Below are 22996 nucleotides of genomic sequence, written 5' to 3' on the forward strand. Positions count from 1 at the left end.
TCCTCCGTCGGTCGTACGGCCTCGGCGCCGCGGGCGGTGCCCCGGGCGCACGCGATCCCCCCGGCCGGCCGCGTGCGCGACGCGGCGGTGCCCCGGGGGTCCCCGGTGTTCCGGGTGCGCGCGCTCACGCCTTGGCCTCCAGGACGTACTTGCCCACGTTGTCGCGGTCGACGGCGATGGGGTACTCCCCGGTGAAGCAGGCCCGGCAGAGCCGCTCGGAGGGGATCGTGGTGGCCTCGGTCAGGCCCTCCAGCGAGATGTAGCCGAGGGAGTCGGCGCCGAGGGAGTCGCGGATCTCCTCCACGCTGAGCGAGCCGGCGATCAGCTCTGCCCTCGTGGCGAAGTCGATGCCGTAGAAGCACGGCCAGGCGACCGGGGGGGAGGAGATCCGGACGTGGACCTCACGCGCGCCCGCCTCACGCAGCATCTTGACGATCGCCCGCTGGGTGTTGCCCCGCACGATCGAGTCGTCCACGACGACCAGGCGCTTGCCGGCGACGACCTCCTTCAGCGGGTTCAGCTTGAGCCGGATGCCCAGCTGGCGGATCGTCTGGGACGGCTGGATGAAGGTCCGGCCGACGTAGGAGTTCTTCACCAGGCCCTGGCCGTACGGGATCCCGCTCTCCTCGGCGTAACCGACGGCGGCCGGGGTCCCGGACTCGGGGGTGGGGATGACCAGGTCGGCCTCGACCGGGTGCTCGCGGGCGAGCACGCGGCCGACCTCGACGCGGGTCGTCTGCACGCCGCGCCCGGCGATGGTGGTGTCGGGGCGGGCCAGGTAGACGTACTCGAACAGGCAGCCCTTGGGCTCGGCCAGCGCGAACCTGCGGGACCGCACGCCGCGCTCGTCGATGGTCAGGAGCTCGCCCGGCTCGATCTCCCGGACGAAGGTGGCGCCCACGATGTCGAGGGCGGCGGTCTCGGAGGCGACCGCCCAGCCGCGCTCCAGGCGGCCGAGGACCAGCGGGCGGATGCCCTGCGGGTCGCGGGCGGCGTAGAGCGTCTTCTCGTCCATGAAGACGAGGGAGTAGGCGCCCTTCACCTGGGGGAGCAGCTCGGCCGCCGCGTCCTCGACGGGCTGGCTGCGGTCCTGGGCCAGCAGCGCGGCCAGCACCTCGGTGTCGGTGGTCGCCCTGGTGGTGCCCGGAGCCAGACGCTCGGCCAGCTCCCGGGTGTTGATCAGGTTGCCGTTGTGCGCGAGCGCGAGCCCGCCGCCGTCGGTGGAGCTCAGCGTCGGCTGGGCGTTCTCCCAGACGCTCGACCCGGTGGTCGAGTAGCGGCAGTGGCCGATGGCCAGGTGGCCGCGGAGGGTGCCCAGCACCGACTCGTCGAAGACCTGGGCCACCAGGCCCATGTCCTTGTAGACGAGGATGCGGCTGCCTTCGCTGACCGCGATGCCGGCGGATTCCTGTCCGCGGTGTTGCAACGCGTACAGCCCGTAGTAGGTGAGTTTGGAGACTTCCTCCCCGGGGGCCCATACGCCGAAGACACCGCAGGCGTCTTTCGGGGGTCGGTCATGGGGGTCAAGGTCATGGCTCAGATGGCCGTCGCCCTTCAGCACGTGCTTCAGTCTAGGTCGGCCTTCCGTCTGCTCGTACCCCGGGGCCGCCTCTCCGGCTTGCGACACCCTGACCGAACGATCGTCCGCGGTTTGCCGCGCCGGTCCGCGCCGTTGGCGGAGGCCGGGGGAAAGTGGGGTCTCCGGCATCTCTACGCGTCGGGAGAGCGGACGTGACGACACCTGTGGACCCAGACCAGCCCGAACCGCGGCGTGAGCCGGGGGAGCCGAGGCCGGCGCATCCGGACGCGCCGGAGGCGCCGAGGCCGGGAGAGCCGAGGCCGCCGGAGGAGCCGAGGCCGGCGCATCCGGACGTGCCGGAGGCGCCGGAGGTGCCGGAGCCGCTCCGGGCCGAGCCGGGACCTCCCGGAAGCCCCTCGCCCTCCATCGGGGCGGGCGCCTCGGGGCCGTCGCGCTACGAGCCGCCGACCCCTCCTCCCGGCCTGTCACCCGTCCCGTCCCAGGCCACCGAGCCGGTGGGCGAGGACTTCCCGCCGGACCGGCCGTCCGCGCCGACGCCCGGCGACCCGCACGGCGGTCCACCCGCCGGAGGGCCCGGCGACCCGCACGGCGGCCCGCGCGCTGAAAGGCCCGATCCGCACGGAGACCCGCACGCCGAAGGGCCCGGGGGTCCGTACGGCGGGCCACCGGCCGGGGGGCCCGGCGGTCCGTACGGCGGACCACCGGGAGCACCCACCGGAGCGCACCCGTACGCCCCCTCCGCTCCGCCGTCAGGCGGATCTCCATATCAGGCGCCGCCCGCGGGCGGGCCGTACTCCTCCGCCCCGCCGGGCTCGCCGCAGGCACCCTGGCCGGGCGGTCCCACATATCCGGGAGGCCCGGCGCAGTACCCGGCGCCTCCCCCCGGCGGCCGTCCCGCGACCGGGCGCGGCGGGGGCATCGGCACCGCCGCGCTCGTGCTCGGAATCGTCAGCCTCTTCCTGCTGTTCGCCTGCGGACTGGGAACGCTGACGGCGGTCGCCGGCCTGATCGTCGGTTTCGTCGCGGTCTCCAAGGACTCCAACCGGGGACGGGCCTGGGTGGGCATCGGCCTGAGCGTCCTCACGCTGATCGTCGCCGCGGCGCTCGTCGCCTGGTTCTTCAGCCGGGCGGGCGTCTGCATGGACCTGCCCCCGGATCTCCAGGAGCGCTGCCTGGAGGAGCGGTTCGGCGTGCGGATCGACGTCCCCTGAGCGGGCGCGCTCAGGCGACCGGCAGGTGGTCCGAGAGGTCCGCGCGGGCCCCGCTCGCCGAGACACGGCCCGCCGCCATCGCGTCGGCCCACGTCAACCGGCCGGTGGCCAGCTCCAGCCAAGTCCGGGCGTCCGTCTCCACCACGTTCGGCGGGGTGCCCCGCGTGTGCCGGGGGCCCTCCACGCACTGCACGGCCGCGTGCGGCGGGACCCGCACCTCGACGGTCCGCCCCGGCGCCGCCGCGGCCAGCCGGTCCAGCAGGTGCCGTACGGCCAGCCGCGCGGCCTCCCGCTCCGGCCGGACCTCCCGTTCGTAGGCGCGCATGACCGCGGCCGCGCACGCGCCCAGCAGGGTGCCGAGACCCTCCGGCCCGTCGTAGGGGGGCTCGTCCAGGGCGGTCAGCTGGGCGTCCAGGGCGGTGCGGACCCTCTCGGGGTCGGGCTTGTGAGGCGGCACGCCTCCCATCATGCCCGCCCGCCCCGGCGGCCGGGCCGTCCGGACGGCCGGATCACCCGCTCCGGAGCGCAGGTTCCTCCGGGTGGCGGGACCGCCCGGACGGTGAGCCGATCGGACATCGATGACGAACGGTTCATCACCCGGGCAAACCTCGTTCACCTCGGGTTCGGCCGGCGCCCGTAGCGTCCCCGCTCGGAAACGCCTGTGCACAACCTTGGAGGCCCCTGTGGCGAACCCGTCGCCGCGCCGAACGCTCCCGCTGCTCAACAGCCCGCACAAGAGCGGGCGGTCCGCACTGACCTGCGAATTCCGCTGCGGCAACGCCTGCGCGCACGATGTCCCGAACACCGGCGACAACACGTACTTCGGCGACGTGGTCACCTCGGTCCTGTCCCGCCGCGGAATGCTCCGGGCGGGAGCGCTCGGCGCCGTCGCGGTCGGGGCGGGCGCGATCGGCGTGGCGGGAGCCGCACCCGCCGCCGCCGACCCCGGGGCGGAGGCCCAGGGCCTCGGCCGCGGGCACGGCCACGGGAACGGCGGCCGGGGAGGCCTCCGCTTCGCGGCCGTCGCGCCGAACCGGGAGGACCGCCTCACGGTGCCCGAGGGCTACGAGTCGGCCCCCGTCGTGCGCTGGGGCGACCCGGTCCTGCCCGGCGCCCCGGAGTTCGACTACGAGAACCAGAGCGCCGAGGCGCAGGCCCAGCAGTTCGGCTACAACTGCGACTTCGTGACGTTCTTCCCGATGGGCGGCCACCGCGGCCTGCTCTGGGTGAACCACGAGTACTCCGACGAGGCGCTCATGTTCCGCGGCTACACCGGTGGGGCGTCCGCGACCGAGGAGCAGATCAGGATCGGCCTGGCCGCGCACGGCGGCTCGGTGGTCGAGATCGAGCGGGTCGGGAACAGCGGTCAGTGGAGGCTGGTCACCCGGGGTCGCCGCCGCTACAACCGCCGCATCACCGCGCAGACCCCCATGCGCTTCACCGGTCCGGCGGCGGGCAGCGACCTGCTGAAGACCGCCGCAGACCCGAAGGGCGCCACCGTCCTCGGCATGCTGAACAACTGCGCGGGCGGCACCACCCCGTGGGGCACCGTGCTGACCGCCGAGGAGAACTTCAACCAGTACTTCGCGATGGGCGGCGGAGCTCCCGAGGAGCAGAAGGCCGGGCTCAAGCGGTACGGCATCGACACCGCCTCGACCAAGCCGAGCGGCCGCGGCTGGGAGCGCGTGGAGGAGCGCTTCGACCTGTCCAGGCACCCGCACGAGGCCAACCGCTTCGGCTGGATCGTGGAGATCGACCCGTTCGACCCCGGCTCCACCCCGGTCAAGCGCACGGCCCTGGGCCGCTTCGCCCACGAGGGCGCCACCACCACCCTCGCCGGGGACGGCCGGGTCGTGGCCTACATGGGCGACGACTCCCGCTTCGAGTACGTCTACAAGTTCGTCTCGAAGAAGCGCTACATCCCCGGCTTCGACCGGCACAACCGCACCCTGCTCGACGAGGGCACGCTGTACGTCGCCAGGTTCACCGGCGACAGCCCCGCCGCGGAGATCGACGGCTCCGGGAAGCTCCCCGCCGACGGGCGGTTCGACGGCTCGGGCGAGTGGATCCCGCTGGTCACCGGGAACGTCTCGCACGTGCCGGGCATGACCGCCGCGGAGGTCCTGGTCTTCACCCGCCTGGCCGCCGACAAGGCCGGCGCGACCAAGATGGACCGCCCCGAGGACATCGAGCGCAACCCCGTCACCGGCGGCGTCTACCTGGCGCTGACCAACAACTCCAACCGGACCCCGGCCCAGGTGGACGAGGCCAACCCGCGCCCCGCCAACAAGCACGGCCACGTGCTGGAGATCACCGAGCGCCGCGACGACGCCGCGGCCACGACCTTCGCCTGGTCGCTCCCGCTGGTCTGCGGCGACCCGGCCGACCCCTCGACGTACTTCGCCGGGTTCGACAAGAGCAGGGTCTCGCCGATCTCCTGCCCGGACAACGTCGCCTTCGACCGCGACGGCAACCTGTGGATCTCCACGGACGGCAACGCCCTCGGCTCCAACGACGGCCTGTTCGTCATGCCGGTCACCGGCTCCGAGCGCGGCCACCTGCGCCAGTTCCTCACCGTGCCGATCGGCGCGGAGACCTGCGGCCCGTTCATCACCGCGGACCAGCGCAGCGTCTTCGTCGCGGTGCAGCACCCGGGCGAGGTCGACGGCGCCTCGCCCGAGACCCCCGCCAGCCACTGGCCCGACGGCGGGGAGAGCCAGCCCCGCCCGTCGGTCGCGGTGGCCTGGCACACCCGGGGCCGGAAGATCGGTTCCTGACTCCGCACGCGCCCGCCGTACCCGGCCCGGGGGACCGGGTACGGCGGACGCGCGTGCGGTCGCCGCCCGGTCAGCCGGTGGTCCGCTCCACGGGGATCCAGAGCGCGGCCTCCGCCTCCCGGCCGTCCGGCGAGAACACCGTGCGGGTGATCTGCGGGCCCGGCCGGCTCACGTACGGGTTGGAGGGGAACCACTGGGTGTAGACGTCCCGCCACAGGTACTGCACGGTCTGCGGGGACGGGCCCGAGGCCTCGAAGACCGCCCAGGTGCCCGCCGGGACCTCCAGGACGTCCATGCCCTCGGGCGCCTCGCCGCCCGTCGCCGCGGCGCAGTAGTAGTCGAGCTCGCTGCCCTCCTCCCGCGGCTCGGCGATGTCGTGGGCCACGTTGACGAGGCCCTCCGGCTCCTGGTCCGACAGGGCCGCGATGCGCGCCAGGGCCTCCTTCCCGAGGCCCCGGGTGAACTCGACGATCGCCGGGTTCATCCCCTCGTGGACGAGGGGGACGCGGGTCCTCCTGCCCACGAGCCGGAACCCGTCCTTCTCCACGATCCGGTACCGCATGCCGCTGCTCCCTTCGACGACGAGGCGGAAGGACATCCGGGGCTGGGAGTACAGGGCGGCGCCGGTCCGCCTGGCCTCGCCGGGGCCGACGCCGTGCAGGGCGCGGAACGCGCGGGCGAACGCCTCACCCGAGCCGTAGCCGTAGCGCACCGCGACGTCGAGCAGCGTCTCCTTCCCGGCGAGCACCTCGGCGCCCGCGACGGTGAGCCGCCTGCGGCGGACGTACTCCGAGAGCGGCAGGCCCGCCAGCGCGGAGAACAGCCGCCGGAAGTGGTACTCCGACGTGGCGGCGATCCGCGCCAGCTCGGCCGTCTCGATCTCGGAGTCGAGGTGCCGCTCGATGTACTCCATGGCCTGGTTGAGCCGCTCCAGCACTCCCGGCTCTCCTTCCCTCACGAGGTTCACGCTAGGTGCGGGCGGCCGGGCCGGACCCGACATCCGCGGGCCCGATCCGGTCGGGTACGGCGCCCGCACGGACGGCGCGGCGGGCCGCCCCCGCGGCGGGCGCCCCGCCGGGGCGCTCACCGGGCGGGGGACGCCTCCCGGGGGTTTCCGGCCAGGGCGGCCAGCAGGGCGCCGGTCAGGGCGACGGCGAACAGCACGCCGTACGTCCTCTGGAAGCCGTCCATGAGCTGCTCCACGGCGACCGGGGAGACGCGGGAGAGCGTGCCCGCGTAGACCTGGTCGCGCAGCCGCGGGCTGACCGAGCCGGTGAGCACGCTCAGCGTGACGGCGACGCTGAGCACGATCCCCACGTTCATGATCATGAGGCGGAAGCCGTTCACCACGCCGAGGCTCCCGGGCGGCAGGGCCTTCATGACCTGGGTGGTGTTCCCGGTGAGGAACGTCCCGCTGCCGCAGCCGCACAGGAACAACCCCGCGCCGACGACCCAGTACGGCGTGGCGGGCGCGGTGTTGAGCAGCAGGATCCCGAGCCCGGAGGCGCTGAACAGGGAGCCGCCGACCGAGAGCGCGTAGGGGGAGACCCGGCGGCCGAGGGCGCCCGCGAGCGGGGAGGCGAGGGCCATGCCGATCGGGACCGGGAGCACGCCCAGGGCGGCGGTGACGGCGTCGACGCCCCTGGCCGCCTGGAAGTAGAGGGCGACCAGCAGGATCAGCGCCGAGCGGGCCAGCGCGTTGCAGAACGAGGCGAGGTTGGCGAAGGCCAGCACGCGCTTGCCGAACAGGCGCACGTCGAGCACGGGGTGGGAGGCGCGGCGCTCCACGGCGACGAGGACCGGGACCAGGAGTGCCGCGACCACCGCGCCGGTGATCACGACCGGGCTGCCGGGGCCGCGCGAGCCCGCCTCGGAGAGCGCGACGAGCGCGGCGGACAGCAGCGCGAAGACCACCAGGTTGCCCGCCGCGTCCACCGGCTCGCGGGGACCCTGCGGATCGCGGTCGGCCTTGCGCAGGGCGAACGCGCCCCAGCCGAAGGCGATCAGCCCGGCCGGCACGTTCACCCAGAAGATCCACTGCCAGCCGGCCGTCTCGGCGATCAGCCCTCCCAGGGTGGGGCCGGCGAGCTGGGCCACCGAGAGCGTGCCGATGTAGACGCCCATGCCCTGGCTGAGCCGGTCGGGCGGGAAGGCGTCGGTGATGATCACGGTCCCGTTGGCCAGGATCATCGCCGCGCCGACCGCCTGGAGCACCCGCATCGCGATCAGGAACCAGACGCCGGGGGAGAGCCCCGCGAGCAGCGAGGCGGCGGTGAAGAGGGCGAATCCGGCGAGGTAGACCTCCCGGCGGCCGAGGAGGTCGGCGACCCTGCCGAAGAACACCAGGGTCGCCGTGTTGACGAGCATGAACGAGAGCAGGATCCAGCCGGAGGCGAAGGCGTCGGCCCGGAAGTGCCGGACCACCGCCGGGAGGGCGACGTTCAGGGTGCTTCCGGAGACGCCGATCAGCACCAGCCCGAGACTCGTGACCGAGCAGACGCGCCAGGCGTAGCGGAGCCTGGCGGAGTATTCGGGCGAGCCGGGGAGGTCCTGGGGGATCGCGACCATGCCGACCAGTCTGACGCACACTGTACGTCCGTTTTGTCCCGGGTCGGGTGGCCGGTCACCTCGCGCGCCTGCGCAGCCCCTCCATGTCGTGGATGACCACTCGGCGGCGGCCGGTCTCGATCAGCCCCCGGTCCCGGAGCGAGCGCAGGGCCTTGCTGACCGCCTCGCGGGAGGAACCCGTCCAGCCGGCCAGCTCGTCCTGGGAGAGCGGCAGCGCCACCCGGACCGCGCCGCCCGCCTGCTCGCCGTACCGCTCGGCCAGTTCCAGGAGCCGGGTGGCGACCCGGCCGGCGGTGTCGAACGCGCCGTACTCGATCCGCTTGCGGTCGGCGTCGCGGACCCGGCCGGTCACCGTCTGCAGGAGCAGTACGGCGACTCGGCCGTGCTCGCGCAGGAACGCCGGGAAGTCGCGGACCGCGATGCCCTCGACCGGCTCCAGCGCGGTGACCGTGGCCGACCTCGGCAGGCCGTCGATGGCCGAGAACTCGCCGAGCAGCGCGCCGGGCCCGCGCACGGCGAGGACGACCTCGGTGCCGGAGGACGTGTGCGAGGAGATCTTCACCCGGCCGGACGTCAGCACGAGCACCCAGTCGGACGCGTCGCCCTCGGCCATCAGCGTCGCGCCCCGGTCCCACCTCCGGGGCCGCCCGGCCGTGCGCAGCCCAGCGGCCTCCTCGGGGGTGAGCAGGGAGAGGAACTCGCCCGGTTCGGACACGGACGGGGAGGGGGACGGGCTCACGGGTGCCTCCTGGAGGGGATGCTGGTCGACACGGGGTGGCGGGCCGGTACGACGGCGTGCGGCGCCGGTCGTTCCGGCGGGGTGTGGTCCGGCGGGGTGCGGTCCGGTGCGGCGGCCCCGCGGTGAGGTCCGGGCTCCCGCTCCGGCCGGATCAGGTCAGCCCGGACAGGACGTAGGCGTGCACGGGATGCTCCTTGCCCTTGAGGCTCAGCCCGCCCAGCGGCTGGACCTTCGCCCCGGGGCCGATCCGGTCGAGGGTGCTCTGGCCGATCACGACGGTACCGGGTTCGGCCACGCCCTCCAGCCGGGCGGCCACGTTCACGCAGTCGCCCATCGCGTTGAACCCGCGCAGCTGGGGGCTGCCGATGTTGCCGACCAGCGCGGGCCCGGTGTTGATCCCGATCCTGAACCGGGGGTAGCCGGGCGTGCCGGCGGCGATCTCCTCGGCGGCCTCCTGCATGGCCAGCGCCGCCCGGGCCGCGGCCTCGGCGTGGTCGGGCTGCCGGGCCGGGGCGTTGAACAGCGCCAGCATCGCGTCGCCGACGAACTGCACGATCGTGCCGCCGTTGGCGAGCACGATCGGCACGGCCGCGCCGTGGTAGCGGTTCAGCATGTCGACGATCTCCCCGGGCGCGACCCGCTCGGAGAAGCTCGTGAAGCCCTTCAGGTCGGCGAAGAGCGCGGTCAGCTCGACCAGCTCGCCGCCGAGCTCGGCCCGGCGCGGATCGGCCAGCAGCGCCTGCGCCACGTCCGGGGACATGTAGTTGCGGAAGAGCCCCTCCAGCTCCTGGTAGAGCCGGGCGTTCTCCAGGGAGATCGAGAGCTGCGCGGCCAGGGTCGCCGCGAGCGCCTCGTCCTGCGAGGTCAGGCCCACCGGGACCTCCAGCGCCCCGGCGAGGCGGCCCTTGACGGTCAGCGGGTGCAGGACCGCGCCGCCGCGCCGGATCGGCCCGCCGCCGGGGAAGTCCTGCGCGGTGTACGCGGCGGAGCCGACCACGACCCGCCCGTCCGCGACCAGGCTGATGCGCACGTCGCCGTAGGCCTGCCGTACCCGCTCCATCGCGTGGGAGAGCAGCTCGCCCTCGGGCAGGCCCACCCGGGCCCGGTTGCCCAGGTCCACCAGGGCGGCCAGCCGCTCGGACAGCTCGCGCTCGGTGGCCAGCGCCTCGCCCGCCCGGTCGAGCACGGCGGCCTGCGCCTCGGTGAGCCCGAACTTGCCCGCGAGCCTGGTCGCGACCGGGACCCCGGCGCCGGTCCCGTCGCCCGCCCCGCCGCCCGGCCTGCCGTCCTCCCGGCGGCGCAGGTGGGTGACGAGCTCCTCCAGCGCCTGGGCGTACTCGCCGCGCATCCTGCGGACGGTCGCGCTCAGCGCCACCGAGTCGAACAGCCCGGCACCGGAGCCCTCCCGACGGAACTGCAGGTGGGCGCTGTAGGCGACGAAGGCGAAGGCCAGGGTGAGCAGCACGTGCCAGAGCCACCAGGACAGGTGCCAGTTGTGGTGGGACATCCCCGCGACCACCGCCTCGGCGAGCAGGGCGTAGGCGGTGACCAGGCTGATCAGCATCGCCGCCGGTCGCCTGCGGTGCAGCCGGAACACCATCACCGCGGCGGCGCCGTACAGGGCGACGGCGAGCAGTTCGGCCCCGCCGAGGTCGGCGCCGTGCGCGGGCGGCCTGGCGCTCAGCGGGGTGAGGCCCGGCACCAGGCAGGCCGCCCCCCAGCCGGTGACCAGCGCGGCGAGCGCGCCGCGCAGCAGGTTGCGCGACCGGAGCACGGCCCCGGCCGCCCGCTCGCCCAGCGGCAGCGCCGAGGCGAACGCGAAGGCCGCGGCGACCAGGAGGCCGACCGGGTGGGACAGGTCGAACCCGCGGCTCGGCCCGCCGAGGACGACCTTGGGGGTGGTCAGGCCGTGCACGAAGAAGAAGCCGGCGCTGCCCAGGAAGACCAGCGAGACCAGGAGCAGCCGGGCGTCCGCGCGCCGGGAGGCGGACCGGCTGACCAGCGCGCCCAGGACCAGGCTGATCACGGCCACGACGTTGATCAGCCAGAAGTGGGCGGGGTTGTCCTGCCACCGGGCGTTGAGACGGGGCTGGGCGAGCAGCAGCCAGAGCCCGAGCATCGGCAGGGCCAGGTGCATCACCCAGACCACCGCGCGGACCGGCTGGGTCGCCGGAGGGAGGTACGGCTCGGGCCCGGCGCTGCCGGCCTCCGGCGCGGCCGTCGAGTCGTTCGTCGGCACAGTGGCCTCCGTATTCGTCGGGGGTCCCGTGACCCCCTGTGGCGTCCGCCCCGCCCCGTGGGCGGGTTCCCCCGAACGCCCCGATTATCCAGGCACACCGCCGGTGCCGCCAACGCCTTTCCGCTCCCGGGGACCACCGCGCGGAAACCCTGTGCGGAGATCCCGCGGGACCCCCGCGGAAACCTTACGGGACCCCTGCGGAAACCCCGCTGGACCTCCGCCGGTAAGCGTCCGTACCGGATGCGACCGGCGGCCCGCGACCCGGCGGCGGATGAATGTAATCATTCGCCGGGAATGAGAAGGTGGGCGGGAGAGGAATCCGTGGAAAGACCTGAGACGGACGGAGGTGAACCCTAAAGTGACAACGGATTCGGAGGGGGACGAGATGACCGCTGAAGTGCTGCCTTCCTGGTTCTACCCGCCGGCCGACGGCTGGGTCGCCGAGGATCTCGACCGGCTCCCCCCCGAAGCGCCGCGCCGCCTCGAACTCGTCGATGGAGCCCTCATCGTGATGTCCCCGCAGACCAAGTTCCACATGAGGGTCATCGACAACCTCACCCGAGTGCTGCGGTCCGCGGCACCGGAAGGCCTCGACGTGGTGCGGGAGATGACGGTCACGCTGGGGCGGCGTCAGCGGCCGGAGCCGGACGTCATGGTCGTCCGGGAACCCCCCGGGACGGGGCTGGAGCGCACGACTTACCGGCCCGAGGAGGTCGTCCTCGCGGTCGAGGTGGTCTCACCCGACTCGGAGGAGCGCGACCGGAAGGTCAAGCCTGAGCGGTACGCACAGGCCGGTATCCGCCACTTCTGGCGGATCGAGAACGAGAACAGCCTCCCCGTCGTCCACGTGTACGAGCTGGACGACACCACCGGCGCCTACGTGCCGATCGGCATCGAGCGGGAGAAACTCCGGCTCATGGCGCCCTTTCCCGTCACCGTCACGATACGGGAGCTGCTCTCCTGAGCCTCGCAGCGCGGTAGCGGGCGGGACCTCGCCCGACCGGACATCGTCCCGCGAAAAGGCGGAGGGGTACGGCCCGCGTGAGCCGTACCCCTCCGTCGTGCGTGGATCAGCCGAAGATGGCCGGGAGCGTGCCCGTGTGGGTCTCCCTGAGCTCGGCGACCGGGATGTCCAGGACGCCCTCGACGACCAGCGAGGCGCCGCCGGTGGTGCCCAGGCCGTAGCAGGGCACCTCGTGGGCCGCGCACAGCTCGGCGAAGGCCTCGAAGGACTCCGGCCGGACGGTCACCAGCGCGCGGGAGGCCGACTCGCTGAACAGGTCGACGAACGCGTCGTCGCCCGTGAGCGAGACCGTGCAGCCGATGCCCTGGGCGAGGCACGCCTCGGCCAGGGCGATGGCCAGGCCGCCGTCGGACAGGTCGTGGGAGCCGGTGAGCAGGCCCTGCGCGGCGGCCTCGGTGAGCACCCGGCCGAGGGCGCGCTCGGCCTCCAGGTCCACCTCGGGCGGGAGGCCGCCCAGGTGGCCGTGGGCGACGTGCGCCCACTCCGAACCGCCGAACTCCGCGCTGGTCTCGCCGAGCAGGACGACCTTCTCGCCGGTGCCGGTGAAGCCGCTGCGCACCCGCTTGGCCACGTCCTCGATCACGCCCAGCACGCCCACGACCGGGGTCGGGTGGATCGGGGTGGAGCCCGTCTGGTTGTAGAACGAGACGTTGCCGCCGGTCACCGGGACGCCCAGGGTCTTGCAGGCGTCGGCCAGGCCGCGCACGGCCTCGGAGAACTGCCACATGACCTCGGGGTCCTCGGGGGAGCCGAAGTTGAGGCAGTTGGTGACCGCGAGCGGGACGGCGCCGGTCACCGCGACGTTCCGGTAGGCCTCCGCCAGGGCGAGCTGCGCCCCGGCGTAGGGGTCCAGCCGGGCGTAGCGGCCGTTGCCGTCGGTGGCCAGCGCGATGCCGCGGGTGGTCTCCTCGGCGCCGGGCATGGCCTCGCTGATCCGCAGCACCCCGGCGTCGGCGGGCTGGGCCAGCACGGTGTTGCCCCGGACGTACCGGTCGTACTGGGAGGTCACCCACTCCTTGGAGGCCAGGTTCGGCGAGCCGAGCAGCTGCAGCAGCGCGGCGCGCAGGTCCTCGGGGCGCGGCAGGTCCGCGGGCGAGGAGGCGTTGAGCGCGGCCTGCCCGGCCGGCTCGTGGAAGGGCCGCTCGTAGACCGGGCCCTCGTCGGCCGCGGTGCCCGGCGGGATGTCCACGATGGTCTCGCCGTGCCAGGTCATGACCAGGCGGCCGGAGTCGGTGACCTCGCCGATCACGGTCGCGGGGATGTCCCACTTGGCGCAGATCGCCATGAAGGCGTCGATGTCGTCGGGGGCGACGACCGCCATCATGCGCTCCTGCGACTCGCTCATCAGGATCTCCTCGGGCCGCAGCGACGGGTCGCGCAGCGGGACGAGGTCCAGCCTGACGTCCATGCCGCCGGTGCCCTTGGCCGCGAGCTCGGTGGTGGCGCAGGAGACGCCGGCCGCGCCGAGGTCCTGGATGCCGACGACCACGTCGGCCTGGTAGAGCTCCAGGCAGCACTCGATCAGCAGCTTCTCCATGAACGGGTCGCCGACCTGCACGCTGGGGCGCTTGGCCTGGGACTCGTCCTCGAAGGTGGCGCTCGCCAGCACCGACGCGCCGCCGATGCCGTCGGGGCCGGTCAGCGCGCCGAAGAGCACGACCTTGTTGCCCGCGCCCGGCGCGATGGCCAGCTTGATCTGGTCCTTGCGGAGCAGGCCCACGCACAGGGCGTTGACCAGCGGGTTGCCGATGTAGCAGGGGTCGAAGACGACCTCGCCGCCGATGTTGGGCAGGCCCAGGCAGTTGCCGTAGTGGCTGATGCCCTCCACCACGCCGGGCAGCACCCGGCGGGTGTCGGCCTGGTCGGCGCCGCCGAAGCGCAGGGCGTCCATGACCGCGATCGGCCGCGCGCCCATCGACATGATGTCGCGGACGATGCCGCCGACGCCGGTGGCCGCGCCCTGGTGCGGCTCGACGTAGGACGGGTGGTTGTGCGACTCGATCTTGAAGGTGGCCGCCCAGCCGTCGCCGATGTCAACGACGCCGGCGTTCTCGCCCATGCCGACCAGGAGCGCGTCGGACTGCGGGGCCTTGGTGCCGAACTGCCGCAGGTGCACCTTGGAGGACTTGTAGGAGCAGTGCTCGCTCCACATGACGCTGTAGATGGCCAGCTCGGAGCTGGTCGGCCGGCGGCCGAGGATCTCCTTGACCCGGTCGTACTCGTCGCGCTTCATGCCCAGCTCGGCGTACGGCTGGCGCTCGTCGGGGGTGTCCGCGGCGCGCTTGACGGTGTCGAGGTTCACGTCAGGGTTCACGCGGCCTCCTCCGTCGGCCGCGTTCGCGACGTTGCTGTGTCTATCGGCTCGCTCGCTCCGCTCGCTCACGTGTTCACCAGCTTCTTGAGGATCGAGGTGAAGAAGGCGCGGCCGTCCGTGCTCGGGGCGCCGGTCAGGTCCTCGACGGCGTGCTCGGGGTGGGGCATCAGGCCGACGATGTTGCCGGCCTCGTTGCGGATGCCGGCGATGTCGTTCAGGGAGCCGTTGGGGTTGCCCCCGGTGTAGCGGAAGACGACCTGGCCGCCCGCCTCGATCGCCGCGAGGGTGGCCGGGTCCGCGACGTAGCGGCCCTCGCCGTGCTTGACCGGCAGCACGATCTCCTGGCCCTCGGTGAAGTCCGAGGTCCAGGGGGTGGCGGTGTTCTCCACCCGGATGCCCTGGTCGCGGCAGACATAGTGAAGCCCGGCGTTGCGCATCAGCGCGCCGGGCAGCAGGTGGGCCTCGCAGAGGATCTGGAAGCCGTTGCAGGTCCCCAGGACGGGGAGCCCGGCCCTGGCGGCGGGGATCAGCTCCTCCATCAGCGGCGCGAACCTGGAGATCGCCCCGCACCGGAGGTAGTCCCCGTAGGAGAACCCGCCGGGCAGGAAGACCGCGTCCACCCCCTTGAGATCGGGGTCGGCGTGCCACAGCGGGACGGCTTCGCCCCCCGCATGGCGCACGGCACGGGCCGCGTCCTGATCGTCAAGAGTCCCGGGAAAAGTGACGACGCCCACGCGGGCAGCACTCATGACAGCGTTCCCCTCCACAAACGAGCACCGCGCCGACGTCTCACACATCGGACGGCGGTCTGCGGCGGTGCGCCCAGGCTATCCGCTCTCCGGGGAGAGCTCACAACGAGGTGTACGGCCCGCGCCCCGGATCCGGCGGTGACCTGCCCGCGGCCGGGAATCCTGATCACGGGACCCGCGGCGCCGCGGGGCGGGACGGACGCGGCCGGAAGAGGTCAGACGGCGGCCAGCTCGCGGGGGCGCGCGGGGGCGGGGCCGTCGTGGCGGCGGAGCCGCTTGCGCAGGTGCACGGTGGTGCCGCGGCCGGGGGCGATGTCGAAGGAGATCTCGTCCACCACGGATTGCATGATCAGGATGCCGCGGCCGTTCTCGATGTCGTTCGGCGGGTAGTGGTCCGGCACCCGGACGAGACCGCGGCCCCGGTCGGTGATGCGCACGTCGCAGCGGTCGGGGCCGATGGCGGCCTCGACCTCGTAGCGGTTGTCCGGGCCGCCGTGGCGCACGGCGTTGGTGCACGCCTCGGTGACCGCGAGCAGGATGTCGGAGACGCAGCTCCTCGTCACACCGCGGAAGGCCAGGGAGTCGCCGAGAATCCTGCGGACCATCGGAATGCCGACGGCCTCTCTTGGCAGAGCCAATGAGAACTCGAAATCCACCGGATCCCTCCCGGGCCAGACGTCACCCAGTGAAGGTTTCCCTGGGGAATCCGGGCTAACCGCAAAATAACTGTGATGTTATCCACTGTTAGTCAGGACGTGGTGTGGGATGCCCCCAGGGATGGATTTAACCGGCACAGAGGGATTTTGCTGATATATCCGGCCGACTACTCTTCGACGGTGACCCTGTAGTCCTCGATCACGGTGTTGGCCAGCAGGGTCTCGGCCATCTTGCGGATGTCCGAAAGGGCGGCCTCGTCGGCCGGGCCGTCGAGCTCCACCTCGAACCGCTTGCCCTGCCGTACCGCGGAGACGCCGGAGAAGCCGAGCCGCGGGAGCGCCCGGGCGATGGCCTGCCCCTGGGCGTCGAGAATCTCGGGCTTCAGCATGACGTCGACGATGACGCGCGCCACGGTGTTCCTCCAGGGTGCAGCGGGGTCGGTTGGGCGCCTCAAGCGTAACGGTCCCCGCCGGCGGCCCGTCGCCGGGTCCGCCCCGGTCCGGGGAGGGCCGGGCGGGCGCGCGTCCCGTACCGGTGCGAAGGGCATCCGCTCCGCACGGGTGTAAAGGGGGCCGGAGGGGAACGGGGACCGTATGGAGGCCGGAGCAGGGCTTGCGCGCAGGTATGTGACGTCTGCCACGATGTCCACAAGCGCAGACGAACCATCATCGACCGGATCCGATGCGTCGCTAACCGGCCGGACACGAGCGGCGACCCCGCTCGGACGGCCCCGAGCACACAGGAGCGGCACGTGACAGCCGACGCCTCTCGCGGTGCCCAGGCACCCCCCGAGCTCGTCCAGTTGCTGACCCCGGAGGGGGAGCGGGTCGAGCACCCCGACTACGACATCGACCTGACACCCGAGGAGATCCGCGGCCTCTACCGCGACCTGGTCATGGTGCGCCGGATCGACCTGGAGGCCGTCGCCCTGCAACGCCAGGGCGAACTGGGCCTGTGGGCCTCGCTGCTCGGCCAGGAGGCCGCGCAGATCGGCTCCGGCCGGGCCCTGACCGACGCGGACATGGCGTTCCCGACCTACCGGGAGCACGGCGTGGCCTGGTGCCGCGGGGTGGACCCGGTCAACCTCCTCGGCCTGTTCCGGGGGGTCAACCACGGCGGCTGGGACCCCGCCGAGCACAACTTCCACCTCTACACGATCGTGATCGGCAGCCAGACCCTGCACGCGGTCGGCTACGCCATGGGCATCCAGCGCGACGGGGCCGTCGGCGAGGACGGCGCGGCCTCGATCGTCTACTTCGGCGACGGCGCCACCTCCCAGGGCGACGTGAACGAGTCGTTCATCTGGGCGTCGGTGTTCAACGCCCCGGTGGTGTTCTTCTGCCAGAACAACCAGTGGGCCATCTCCGAGCCGCTGGAGAAGCAGTCGCGCATCCCGCTCTACCGCCGGGCCAGCGGGTTCGGCTTCCCCGGCGTCCGGGTGGACGGCAACGACGTGTTCGCCTGCCTGGCGGTCACCCGCAAGGCGCTGGCCGACGCCCGCTCCGGGCAGGGCCCGGTGCTGATCGAGGCCTACACCTACCGGATGGGCGCGCACACCACCTCCGACGACCCGACCCGCTACCGGCTGGCCGACGAGCTGGAGGCCTGGAAGCTCAAGGACCCGATCGAGCGGGTCAAGGCCTACCTGGTCCGCAACCGGCTCGCCGACCAGGCGTTCTTCGACGGGGTCGACGCCGAGGCCGACGAGCTCGGCAAGGACGTGCGCAGGCGCTGCCTGCAGCTGCCGGACCCGGGGCCGATGGAGATGTTCGAGCACGTCTACGCCGAGCCGCACCGGCTGATCGAGGCCGAGCGCGCCGAGTTCGCCGCCTACCTCGCCGGATTCGAGAACGAGGGGGTCGAGGGATGACGACGCTCACCATGGCCAAGGCCCTGAACGAGGGCATGCGCAAGGCGATGGAGGACGACCCCAAGGTCCTCGTCATGGGCGAGGACGTGGGCAAGCTCGGCGGCGTGTTCCGCGTCACCGACGGCCTGCAGAAGGACTTCGGCGAGCAGCGGGTCATCGACACCCCGCTGGCCGAGTCCGGCATCATCGGCACGGCCATCGGCCTCGCGCTCCGCGGCTACCGGCCGGTCTGCGAGATCCAGTTCGACGGGTTCGTCTTCCCCGCCGCCGACCAGATCATCACCCAGCTCGCCAAGATGCCGATGCGCTCCCTGGGCAAGCTCAGGCTCCCCGTCGTGGTCCGCATCCCCTGCGGCGGCGGCATCGGCGCGGTGGAGCACCACAGCGAGTCCCCCGAGACGTACTTCACGCACACCGCCGGCCTGCGCGTGGTGACCTGCTCCAACCCGGCGGACGCCTACGCGATGATCCAGCAGGCGATCCGGTGCGACGACCCGGTCGTCTTCTTCGAGCCCAAGCGCCGCTACTGGGACAAGGCCGAGGTCGACACCTCCGGCGCGGCGGACTGGCTCCCCCTCGACCGGGCCCGCGTCGTACGGCCCGGCGCGGACGTCACGCTGCTGGCCTACGGGCCGATGGTGAAGACCTGCCTGGAGGTGGCCGCGGCCGCCCAGGAGGACGGCCGCTCGCTGGAGGTCGTGGACCTGCGCTCGCTCAACCCGCTGGACCTGCCCGCGGTCGTGGAGTCGGTACGGCGCACCGGGCGGTGCGTCGTGGTGCACGAGGCGCCCGTCTTCAACGGCTACGGCGCCGAGCTGGCCGCCCGGATCACCGAGGAGTGCTTCTACCACCTGGAGGCGCCGGTGCTGCGGGTGGGCGGGCCGTCCACGCCGTACCCGCCCTCCCGGCTGGAGGATCACTACCTGCCGGACCTGGACCGGGTGCTGGACGCCGTCGACCGCGCGTTCGCGTTCTGAGGAGGGGGACGGTGAAGGAGTTCAAGCTCCCCGACGTGGGCGAGGGCCTGACCGAGGCGGAGATCGTCCGCTGGCACGTGAAGGCCGGCGACCCGGTCAAGGTGAACCAGACCATCGTGGAGATCGAGACCGCCAAGGCGGTCGTCGAGCTGCCCTGCCCGTTCGAGGGCGTGGTCGCCGCCCTGCTGGCGGAGGAGGGCGAGACCGTCGACGTGGGCAGGCCCATCATCGCGGTCGACGACGGCTCCCCGGCCCCGGTCCCGCCGCCCCCGGCGGACGCCCCCGCGGGCCGGGCGGCGCTGGCCGACGACATGGTCCCGGCCGTCCCGGCGGTCCCCGCGGAGGCGGGCCGGAACGGGACCGCCGCGGGGGGAGGGGAGAAGCGCCAGCCCGTCCTGGTCGGCTACGGCGTCAAGCCGGGAGCGGCCAAGCGCCGCCCCCGCAAGCAGCCGCCCGCCGCGCCGGGCGCGGAGCGGAGCGCCGTGCCGGACCGGCCGGCCGCCGGACCGGCTCCGCAGGCCGCCGCGCCGGGCGCGGAGTCGGGCGGCGTGCCGGGCCCGGCGTCCGCCGCGACCGGTCCGGGGGCCGCGGCGGGACGCGTGGCGGTGCTGGCCAAGCCCCCGGTGCGCAAGCTCGCCAAGGACCTCGGGATCGACCTGGCCGCGCTCACCGGGACCGGGCCGCAGGGCTCGATCACCCGGGAGGACGTGCACGCGGCGGCGGCCGCACCCGTACGGCCTGCGGCGCGGACCGGGGCGGCGGACGAGGAGCGGATCCCGGTCAAGGGCGTGCGGAAGGCGACCGCCCAGGCCATGGTGGCCTCGGCGTTCACCGCCCCGCACGTCACCGAGTTCCTCCAGGTGGACATGACCGGGACCATGGAGGCGGTCGGGCGGCTGCGCGCCCTCGACGACTTCGCCGGGGTCAGGGTCTCGCCGCTGCTCCTGGTCGCCAAGGCGCTGCTCGTCGCGGTCCGCCGCCATCCGATGATCAACTCGGTGTGGGACGAGGCGGCGCAGGAGATCGTGGTCAAGCACCGCGTGAACCTGGGCATCGCCGCCGCGACCCCCCGCGGCCTGCTCGTGCCCAACGTCAAGGACGCCCAGTCCCTGTCGCTGCCGGAACTGGCGGCGGCCCTGGCGGAGCTGGCCGAGACCGCGCGGGCCGGCCGCACCCGACCGGCGGACATGGCGGGCGGCACGATCACGATCACCAACGTGGGCGTGTTCGGGGTGGACGCCGGCACGCCGATCCTCAACCCGGGCGAGTCCGCGATCCTGGCCCTCGGCCAGGTCAGGGACATGCCGTGGGTGGTGGACGGGCAGATCGCGGTGCGCAAGGTGTGCACGCTCGCGCTCTCCTTCGACCACCGGGTGGTGGACGGCGAGCTCGGCTCGCTGTTCCTGCGCGACATCGGGGCCATGCTGGAGGACCCGCTGCGCATGCTCGCCTGGGGCTGAGGCCGCACGGCCGGGGCCGGAGCCGGACGGTGAAGGACCGGGACCAGAAGGACCGGGACCGGACGCCGGAGGTCCCGGTCCGGAGCCGGACGGCCGGAGATCGGCGGGGCCCGCCGTGCACCGGCGGGGCCCGCCGTACGCTGGCGGGCATCCGAACCGCGAGGGAGACAGGACCGACCATGTTCCGCCACATCGTGCTGCTCGCCTGGACCGAGGACGCCACCGACGAGCAGAAGGCCGCCGTCGCGGCCGGACTGGGCAGGCTGCCGGAGCTGATCCCGCAGCTGCGCTCCTACGTGATCGGTCCCGACGCGGGGGTGAGCGCCGGCAACCACGACTTCGCGGTGGTCGCGGACTTCGACGGCGTCGAGGACTACGTCGTCTACCGGGACCACCCGGAGCACCAGGCCGTGATCGCCGAGCGCATCAAGCCGATCCTGGCCTCCCGCGCCGCCGTGCAGTACCACGTCTAGACCGGCGGCCGGACCCGGCCTCCGGCGGAGACGATCAGTGCACGCCGCCGTGCGGCACCACGTCTAGACCGCCCGCAGAACCCGGCCTCTGGCAGACGCGATCAGCGCCTTGTCCGCGGAGGTCGGGCCGGAGGAGCCGAGCCACACGGGCACGCCCAGCGCTCCGGCGACCGCTTCCGGCCAGTCGTCGACCCCGTCGGCGTAGTGCGGCCGGGCCCGCCCCAGCCGGGCGGTGAGCCGGGCCTGGCCCTCCAGGTCGCCCCTGCGGCCCACCGGCGGCTCGCCGATGTCGTAGGAGTCGCACATCCGCGAGACCGGCGCGTCCAGGTGGGTGAGGGCCAGGGCGTCCGCCCCGCCCGCCGCCGACAGCGCGTAGCGGTGCGCGACGGCGTCGAAGTGCCCGGTCCGGAACGGGCCCTGCCAGCGGCCGTCCCGGTTGTGCGGCTCGGGCAGGCGCAACCGGGGGTCCTCGGTGACCAGCGGCCCCGGACCGTGCCGGGTCGTGTAGGTGCGCAGCACGCCGAGCCGTACGGCGGCGGCCCCGTCGAGCAGCGCCAGCGCGTTGCCGAAGGTCGTCGTGCTCCAGGTCGTGTGGGGGTGGAAGCCGTGCCACTCGTCGAGCAGTACCCCCTGGGCGCCCTCGAAGACGACGGGCCGCCTGCGCAGCAGGGCGGTGACGTAGGAGGGGTCGACCAGGGCCACCTGCTCGGCGAACGCCCGGTAGACCGCCACGCAGTCGGCGACCGGCGGCCCGCCCGCGCCGAGCCGCTCGCGCAGCGCCTCCAGCTTGCGGGTCAGCGCCCACGGCCGCTCGCAGTCGCCGACCCTGGGGGCCATGAAGGGGTGCTCCAGCGCGTAGGCCATCGCCTCCCCGACGCCCATCCCGCAGGATCCGTGCCGCTTCCCGCCGCGGGCGAGCTCCCGGGCCCGCCCGGCCGCCACGTGGTACGGCGTGGCGAGCAGGGCCTCCCGGTCGACGGTGAGCAGGCCGTACGGGTCCGGGACGCCGATCCGGCGCAGGTGGTCGGCCTCGGCGGTGAGCGCGAAGGGGTCCACCACGGTGTACCGCGACAGGTGGGTCGGCACGCCGCGCAGGGTCCCCGACCCGAACTGGGAGAACGTGTGGTGCCGCCCGTCGGGCAGCACGACGTTGTGCCCGGCCTGGGCGCCCCCGTTGAACCTGACCACCGCCGAGACCCCGCCGCGGGAGCAGAGCCAGTCGACCACGGTGCCCTTGCCGGCGTCGCCGTATCCGAGGTCGACGACGATCACGTGGTCCCTCACAGCCGGGTCACCCCGCTGCCGCCGGGGGCGGAGGGGCCGCCCGGGCCGAGCGCGCCGCGCGGGCCGGAGGGGTGACCGGGGCCGAGCGCGTCCCGGGAGCCGGCGGGGTCACCCGGGCCGAGCGCGCTCCGGGGGTCGAGGGACGCGCCGAGGGCGGGGGAGTCCACCACCGCCGCGCCCCGCTCCAGACCGGCCAGCGCCCGGGAGACCGAGGCCTGCGCGGTGGAACCGAACTCGGCCAGGTCCGCCAGGCCCTCGTCGAGGCCGACGGCGTCCTCGCCCAGCCCGACGGTGAGCGCGATGGTCTCGCAGACCGCGTCCAGGTCGTCCAGTTCCAGCACGTTCTGCCCGAGCAGCCCGCGCCAGGCGGCCAGCACGTGGCCGTTGCGGGAGTGGCTCGCCCCGGCGGGGAGGATGAAGTAGACGTCGTACATCCGGGTCAGCTCGGCGACGACGTCCTCGGTGGGGATGTCCCGCTCCAGCCGGTCGCCGATCACCCCGGCGACCTCGCGCCGCTTCACCGCCGGGTACGGCAGCTCGTCGCCGATGATGAACAGATAGCCCCGGCGGCCCCGCTTCTCGTAGCAGTCGATCGAGGTGTGCCGGGCCATGAAGTACATCGCGAGCTCGTAGGACTCGGTCATCTGGCCGCCGCCCCCGCCTTCCAGCAGGACCTTGCCGAGGTGCTCGTCCATCCGGTTGTCGGACTCGAACTGGGCGACCTGCAGCGGCGCCCGGTCGCAGGTGGCGTCGCCGATCGCGCCGAACAGGATCTGCGGGTCGGTGGCGTAGCCCTTGCGCAGCAGCAGGCCGAGCAGGTCGGGCAGCCGGGTCTGCAGGGTGCGCGGCACGCCGCCCATCGAGCCGGTCACGTCGAAGAGCACGGCCACGGCCAGGGAGGCGGGATGCTCGGCGGAGTCGCGGCTCTCCCGGGCCGCCACGCCGTGCGGGTTCAGGTCGTCGTGCACGGTGCGCGCGCCGGAGTCGCTGTAGGCGAAGGCGCTGGCGCCCCTGGCCGCCCGGAGGCGGGAGGCGGCGGAGTAGACGTCGGTGGACCAGATTCCGCTTCCCATGGGTTCTCTTCCTTGAGGGGTCGCTGCGGGTCTTGAGGGGT

General features: G+C 73.5%; 19 protein-coding genes. 7 read left to right on the forward strand and 12 right to left on the reverse strand.

Annotated elements, in window-relative coordinates; all coding sequences use genetic code 11:
• Positions 1-124: 124 nt before the first annotated feature.
• On the reverse strand, positions 125-1561 hold the full coding sequence (gene purF / locus IEZ07_RS25820; protein ID WP_068902809.1) for an amidophosphoribosyltransferase: 1437 nt from the start codon (positions 1559-1561) through the stop codon (positions 125-127).
• 914 nt (positions 1562-2475) lie between these two features.
• Between purF and IEZ07_RS25825 the strand changes: the two genes are divergently transcribed.
• Positions 2476-2751, forward strand: coding sequence for a hypothetical protein (locus tag IEZ07_RS25825; RefSeq protein ID WP_068902812.1), 276 nt, complete (start codon positions 2476-2478; stop codon positions 2749-2751).
• A 10-nt stretch (positions 2752-2761) separates the two neighbouring features.
• Here the strand turns inward: IEZ07_RS25825 and IEZ07_RS25830 are convergent, their stop codons facing one another.
• Positions 2762-3217, reverse strand: coding sequence for a sterol carrier family protein (locus IEZ07_RS25830; protein ID WP_239320463.1), 456 nt, complete (start codon positions 3215-3217; stop codon positions 2762-2764).
• Between the two features lie 217 nt (positions 3218-3434).
• On the opposite strand from IEZ07_RS25830, the gene IEZ07_RS25835 reads away from it, so the two are divergent.
• Complete coding sequence (locus IEZ07_RS25835) at positions 3435-5528, forward strand: PhoX family protein (RefSeq protein ID WP_239320454.1); 2094 nt, start codon at positions 3435-3437, stop codon at positions 5526-5528.
• A gap of 70 nt (positions 5529-5598) precedes the next feature.
• On the opposite strand, the gene IEZ07_RS25840 is transcribed toward IEZ07_RS25835, so the two are convergent.
• The 4 genes from IEZ07_RS25840 to IEZ07_RS25855 all read right to left on the reverse strand — a co-directional run bounded on the left by IEZ07_RS25840 (position 5599) and on the right by IEZ07_RS25855 (position 11074).
• Positions 5599-6465: an AraC family transcriptional regulator gene (locus IEZ07_RS25840; protein WP_191897140.1), complete on the reverse strand. Its 867-nt coding sequence runs from the start codon at positions 6463-6465 to the stop codon at positions 5599-5601.
• Between the two features lie 146 nt (positions 6466-6611).
• Positions 6612-8096, reverse strand: coding sequence for an MFS transporter (locus IEZ07_RS25845; protein ID WP_191897107.1), 1485 nt, complete (start codon positions 8094-8096; stop codon positions 6612-6614).
• 55 nt (positions 8097-8151) lie between these two features.
• Entirely contained in the window at positions 8152-8835 is a 684-nt protein-coding gene (locus tag IEZ07_RS25850; RefSeq protein WP_191897108.1) for a Crp/Fnr family transcriptional regulator, read from the reverse strand.
• 151 nt (positions 8836-8986) lie between these two features.
• Positions 8987-11074 carry an adenylate/guanylate cyclase domain-containing protein gene (locus IEZ07_RS25855; RefSeq protein WP_239320452.1) on the reverse strand — a complete coding sequence of 696 codons (2088 nt, stop codon included), beginning with the start codon at positions 11072-11074 and terminating at the stop codon, positions 8987-8989.
• A 385-nt stretch (positions 11075-11459) separates the two neighbouring features.
• On the opposite strand from IEZ07_RS25855, the gene IEZ07_RS25860 reads away from it, so the two are divergent.
• Entirely contained in the window at positions 11460-12038 is a 579-nt protein-coding gene (locus IEZ07_RS25860; protein WP_191897109.1) for a Uma2 family endonuclease, read from the forward strand.
• Positions 12039-12144: 106 nt separating this feature from the next.
• Here IEZ07_RS25860 and purL read toward each other — a convergent pair whose 3' ends face one another.
• The 4 genes from purL to purS all read right to left on the reverse strand — a co-directional run bounded on the left by purL (position 12145) and on the right by purS (position 16230).
• A complete protein-coding gene (gene purL, locus IEZ07_RS25865; protein WP_191897110.1) occupies positions 12145-14412 on the reverse strand; it encodes a phosphoribosylformylglycinamidine synthase subunit PurL in 2268 nt (755 codons plus the stop codon).
• Positions 14413-14477: 65 nt separating this feature from the next.
• The gene (gene purQ / locus IEZ07_RS25870) at positions 14478-15161 is read right to left on the reverse strand and encodes a phosphoribosylformylglycinamidine synthase subunit PurQ (RefSeq protein ID WP_191897111.1); all 684 of its coding nucleotides are present in this window, start codon (positions 15159-15161) and stop codon (positions 14478-14480) included.
• A 215-nt stretch (positions 15162-15376) separates the two neighbouring features.
• Positions 15377-15766, reverse strand: a complete 390-nt coding sequence (locus IEZ07_RS25875) for an ATP-binding protein (protein WP_230880694.1) — start codon at positions 15764-15766, stop codon at positions 15377-15379.
• Between the two features lie 218 nt (positions 15767-15984).
• Complete coding sequence (gene purS / locus IEZ07_RS25880) at positions 15985-16230, reverse strand: phosphoribosylformylglycinamidine synthase subunit PurS (protein WP_191897112.1); 246 nt, start codon at positions 16228-16230, stop codon at positions 15985-15987.
• 339 nt (positions 16231-16569) lie between these two features.
• On the opposite strand from purS, the gene pdhA reads away from it, so the two are divergent.
• The 4 genes from pdhA (at position 16570) to IEZ07_RS25900 (ending at position 20598) form a co-directional block, all read left to right on the forward strand.
• On the forward strand, positions 16570-17688 hold the full coding sequence (pdhA, locus tag IEZ07_RS25885; protein ID WP_191897113.1) for a pyruvate dehydrogenase (acetyl-transferring) E1 component subunit alpha: 1119 nt from the start codon (positions 16570-16572) through the stop codon (positions 17686-17688).
• The gene (locus tag IEZ07_RS25890; protein ID WP_068902835.1) at positions 17685-18665 is read left to right on the forward strand and encodes an alpha-ketoacid dehydrogenase subunit beta; all 981 of its coding nucleotides are present in this window, start codon (positions 17685-17687) and stop codon (positions 18663-18665) included. The genes pdhA and IEZ07_RS25890 overlap by 4 nt, the downstream gene beginning before the upstream one ends.
• 11 nt (positions 18666-18676) lie before the next feature.
• Positions 18677-20125 (forward strand): dihydrolipoamide acetyltransferase family protein, encoded by a 1449-nt coding sequence (locus tag IEZ07_RS25895; RefSeq protein ID WP_191897114.1) that lies wholly within the window; start codon positions 18677-18679, stop codon positions 20123-20125.
• 179 nt (positions 20126-20304) lie between these two features.
• On the forward strand, positions 20305-20598 hold the full coding sequence (locus IEZ07_RS25900; protein WP_191897115.1) for a Dabb family protein: 294 nt from the start codon (positions 20305-20307) through the stop codon (positions 20596-20598).
• A 63-nt stretch (positions 20599-20661) separates the two neighbouring features.
• Here IEZ07_RS25900 and IEZ07_RS25905 read toward each other — a convergent pair whose 3' ends face one another.
• Both IEZ07_RS25905 and IEZ07_RS25910 read right to left on the reverse strand, forming a co-directional pair.
• Entirely contained in the window at positions 20662-21882 is a 1221-nt protein-coding gene (locus IEZ07_RS25905; RefSeq protein WP_191897116.1) for an adenylosuccinate synthetase, read from the reverse strand.
• Positions 21879-22955 carry a hypothetical protein gene (locus tag IEZ07_RS25910; protein ID WP_239320448.1) on the reverse strand — a complete coding sequence of 359 codons (1077 nt, stop codon included), beginning with the start codon at positions 22953-22955 and terminating at the stop codon, positions 21879-21881. Before IEZ07_RS25910 ends, IEZ07_RS25905 begins: the two co-directional genes overlap by 4 nt.
• Between the last annotated feature and the right edge of the window lie 41 nt (positions 22956-22996).

Origin of the sequence: Planomonospora parontospora, assembly GCA_014647935.1 — a bacterium.
Taxonomy (GTDB): Bacteria; Actinomycetota; Actinomycetes; order Streptosporangiales; family Streptosporangiaceae; genus Planomonospora; species Planomonospora parontospora.

What these genes read in the sequence shown, in the direction of transcription:
- purQ (WP_191897111.1), bottom strand. Translation starts at nt 15,161, where the DNA reads ATGAGTGCTGCCCGCGTGGGCGTCGTCACTTTTCCCGGGACTCTTGAC.
- IEZ07_RS25890 (WP_068902835.1), top strand. Translation starts at nt 17,685, where the DNA reads ATGACGACGCTCACCATGGCCAAGGCCCTGAACGAGGGCATGCGCAAG.
- IEZ07_RS25900 (WP_191897115.1), top strand. Translation starts at nt 20,305, where the DNA reads ATGTTCCGCCACATCGTGCTGCTCGCCTGGACCGAGGACGCCACCGAC.
- IEZ07_RS25860 (WP_191897109.1), top strand. Translation starts at nt 11,460, where the DNA reads ATGACCGCTGAAGTGCTGCCTTCCTGGTTCTACCCGCCGGCCGACGGC.
- IEZ07_RS25875 (WP_230880694.1), bottom strand. Translation starts at nt 15,766, where the DNA reads ATGGTCCGCAGGATTCTCGGCGACTCCCTGGCCTTCCGCGGTGTGACG.
- IEZ07_RS25910 (WP_239320448.1), bottom strand. Translation starts at nt 22,955, where the DNA reads ATGGGAAGCGGAATCTGGTCCACCGACGTCTACTCCGCCGCCTCCCGC.
- IEZ07_RS25845 (WP_191897107.1), bottom strand. Translation starts at nt 8,096, where the DNA reads ATGGTCGCGATCCCCCAGGACCTCCCCGGCTCGCCCGAATACTCCGCC.
- IEZ07_RS25830 (WP_239320463.1), bottom strand. Translation starts at nt 3,217, where the DNA reads ATGGGAGGCGTGCCGCCTCACAAGCCCGACCCCGAGAGGGTCCGCACC.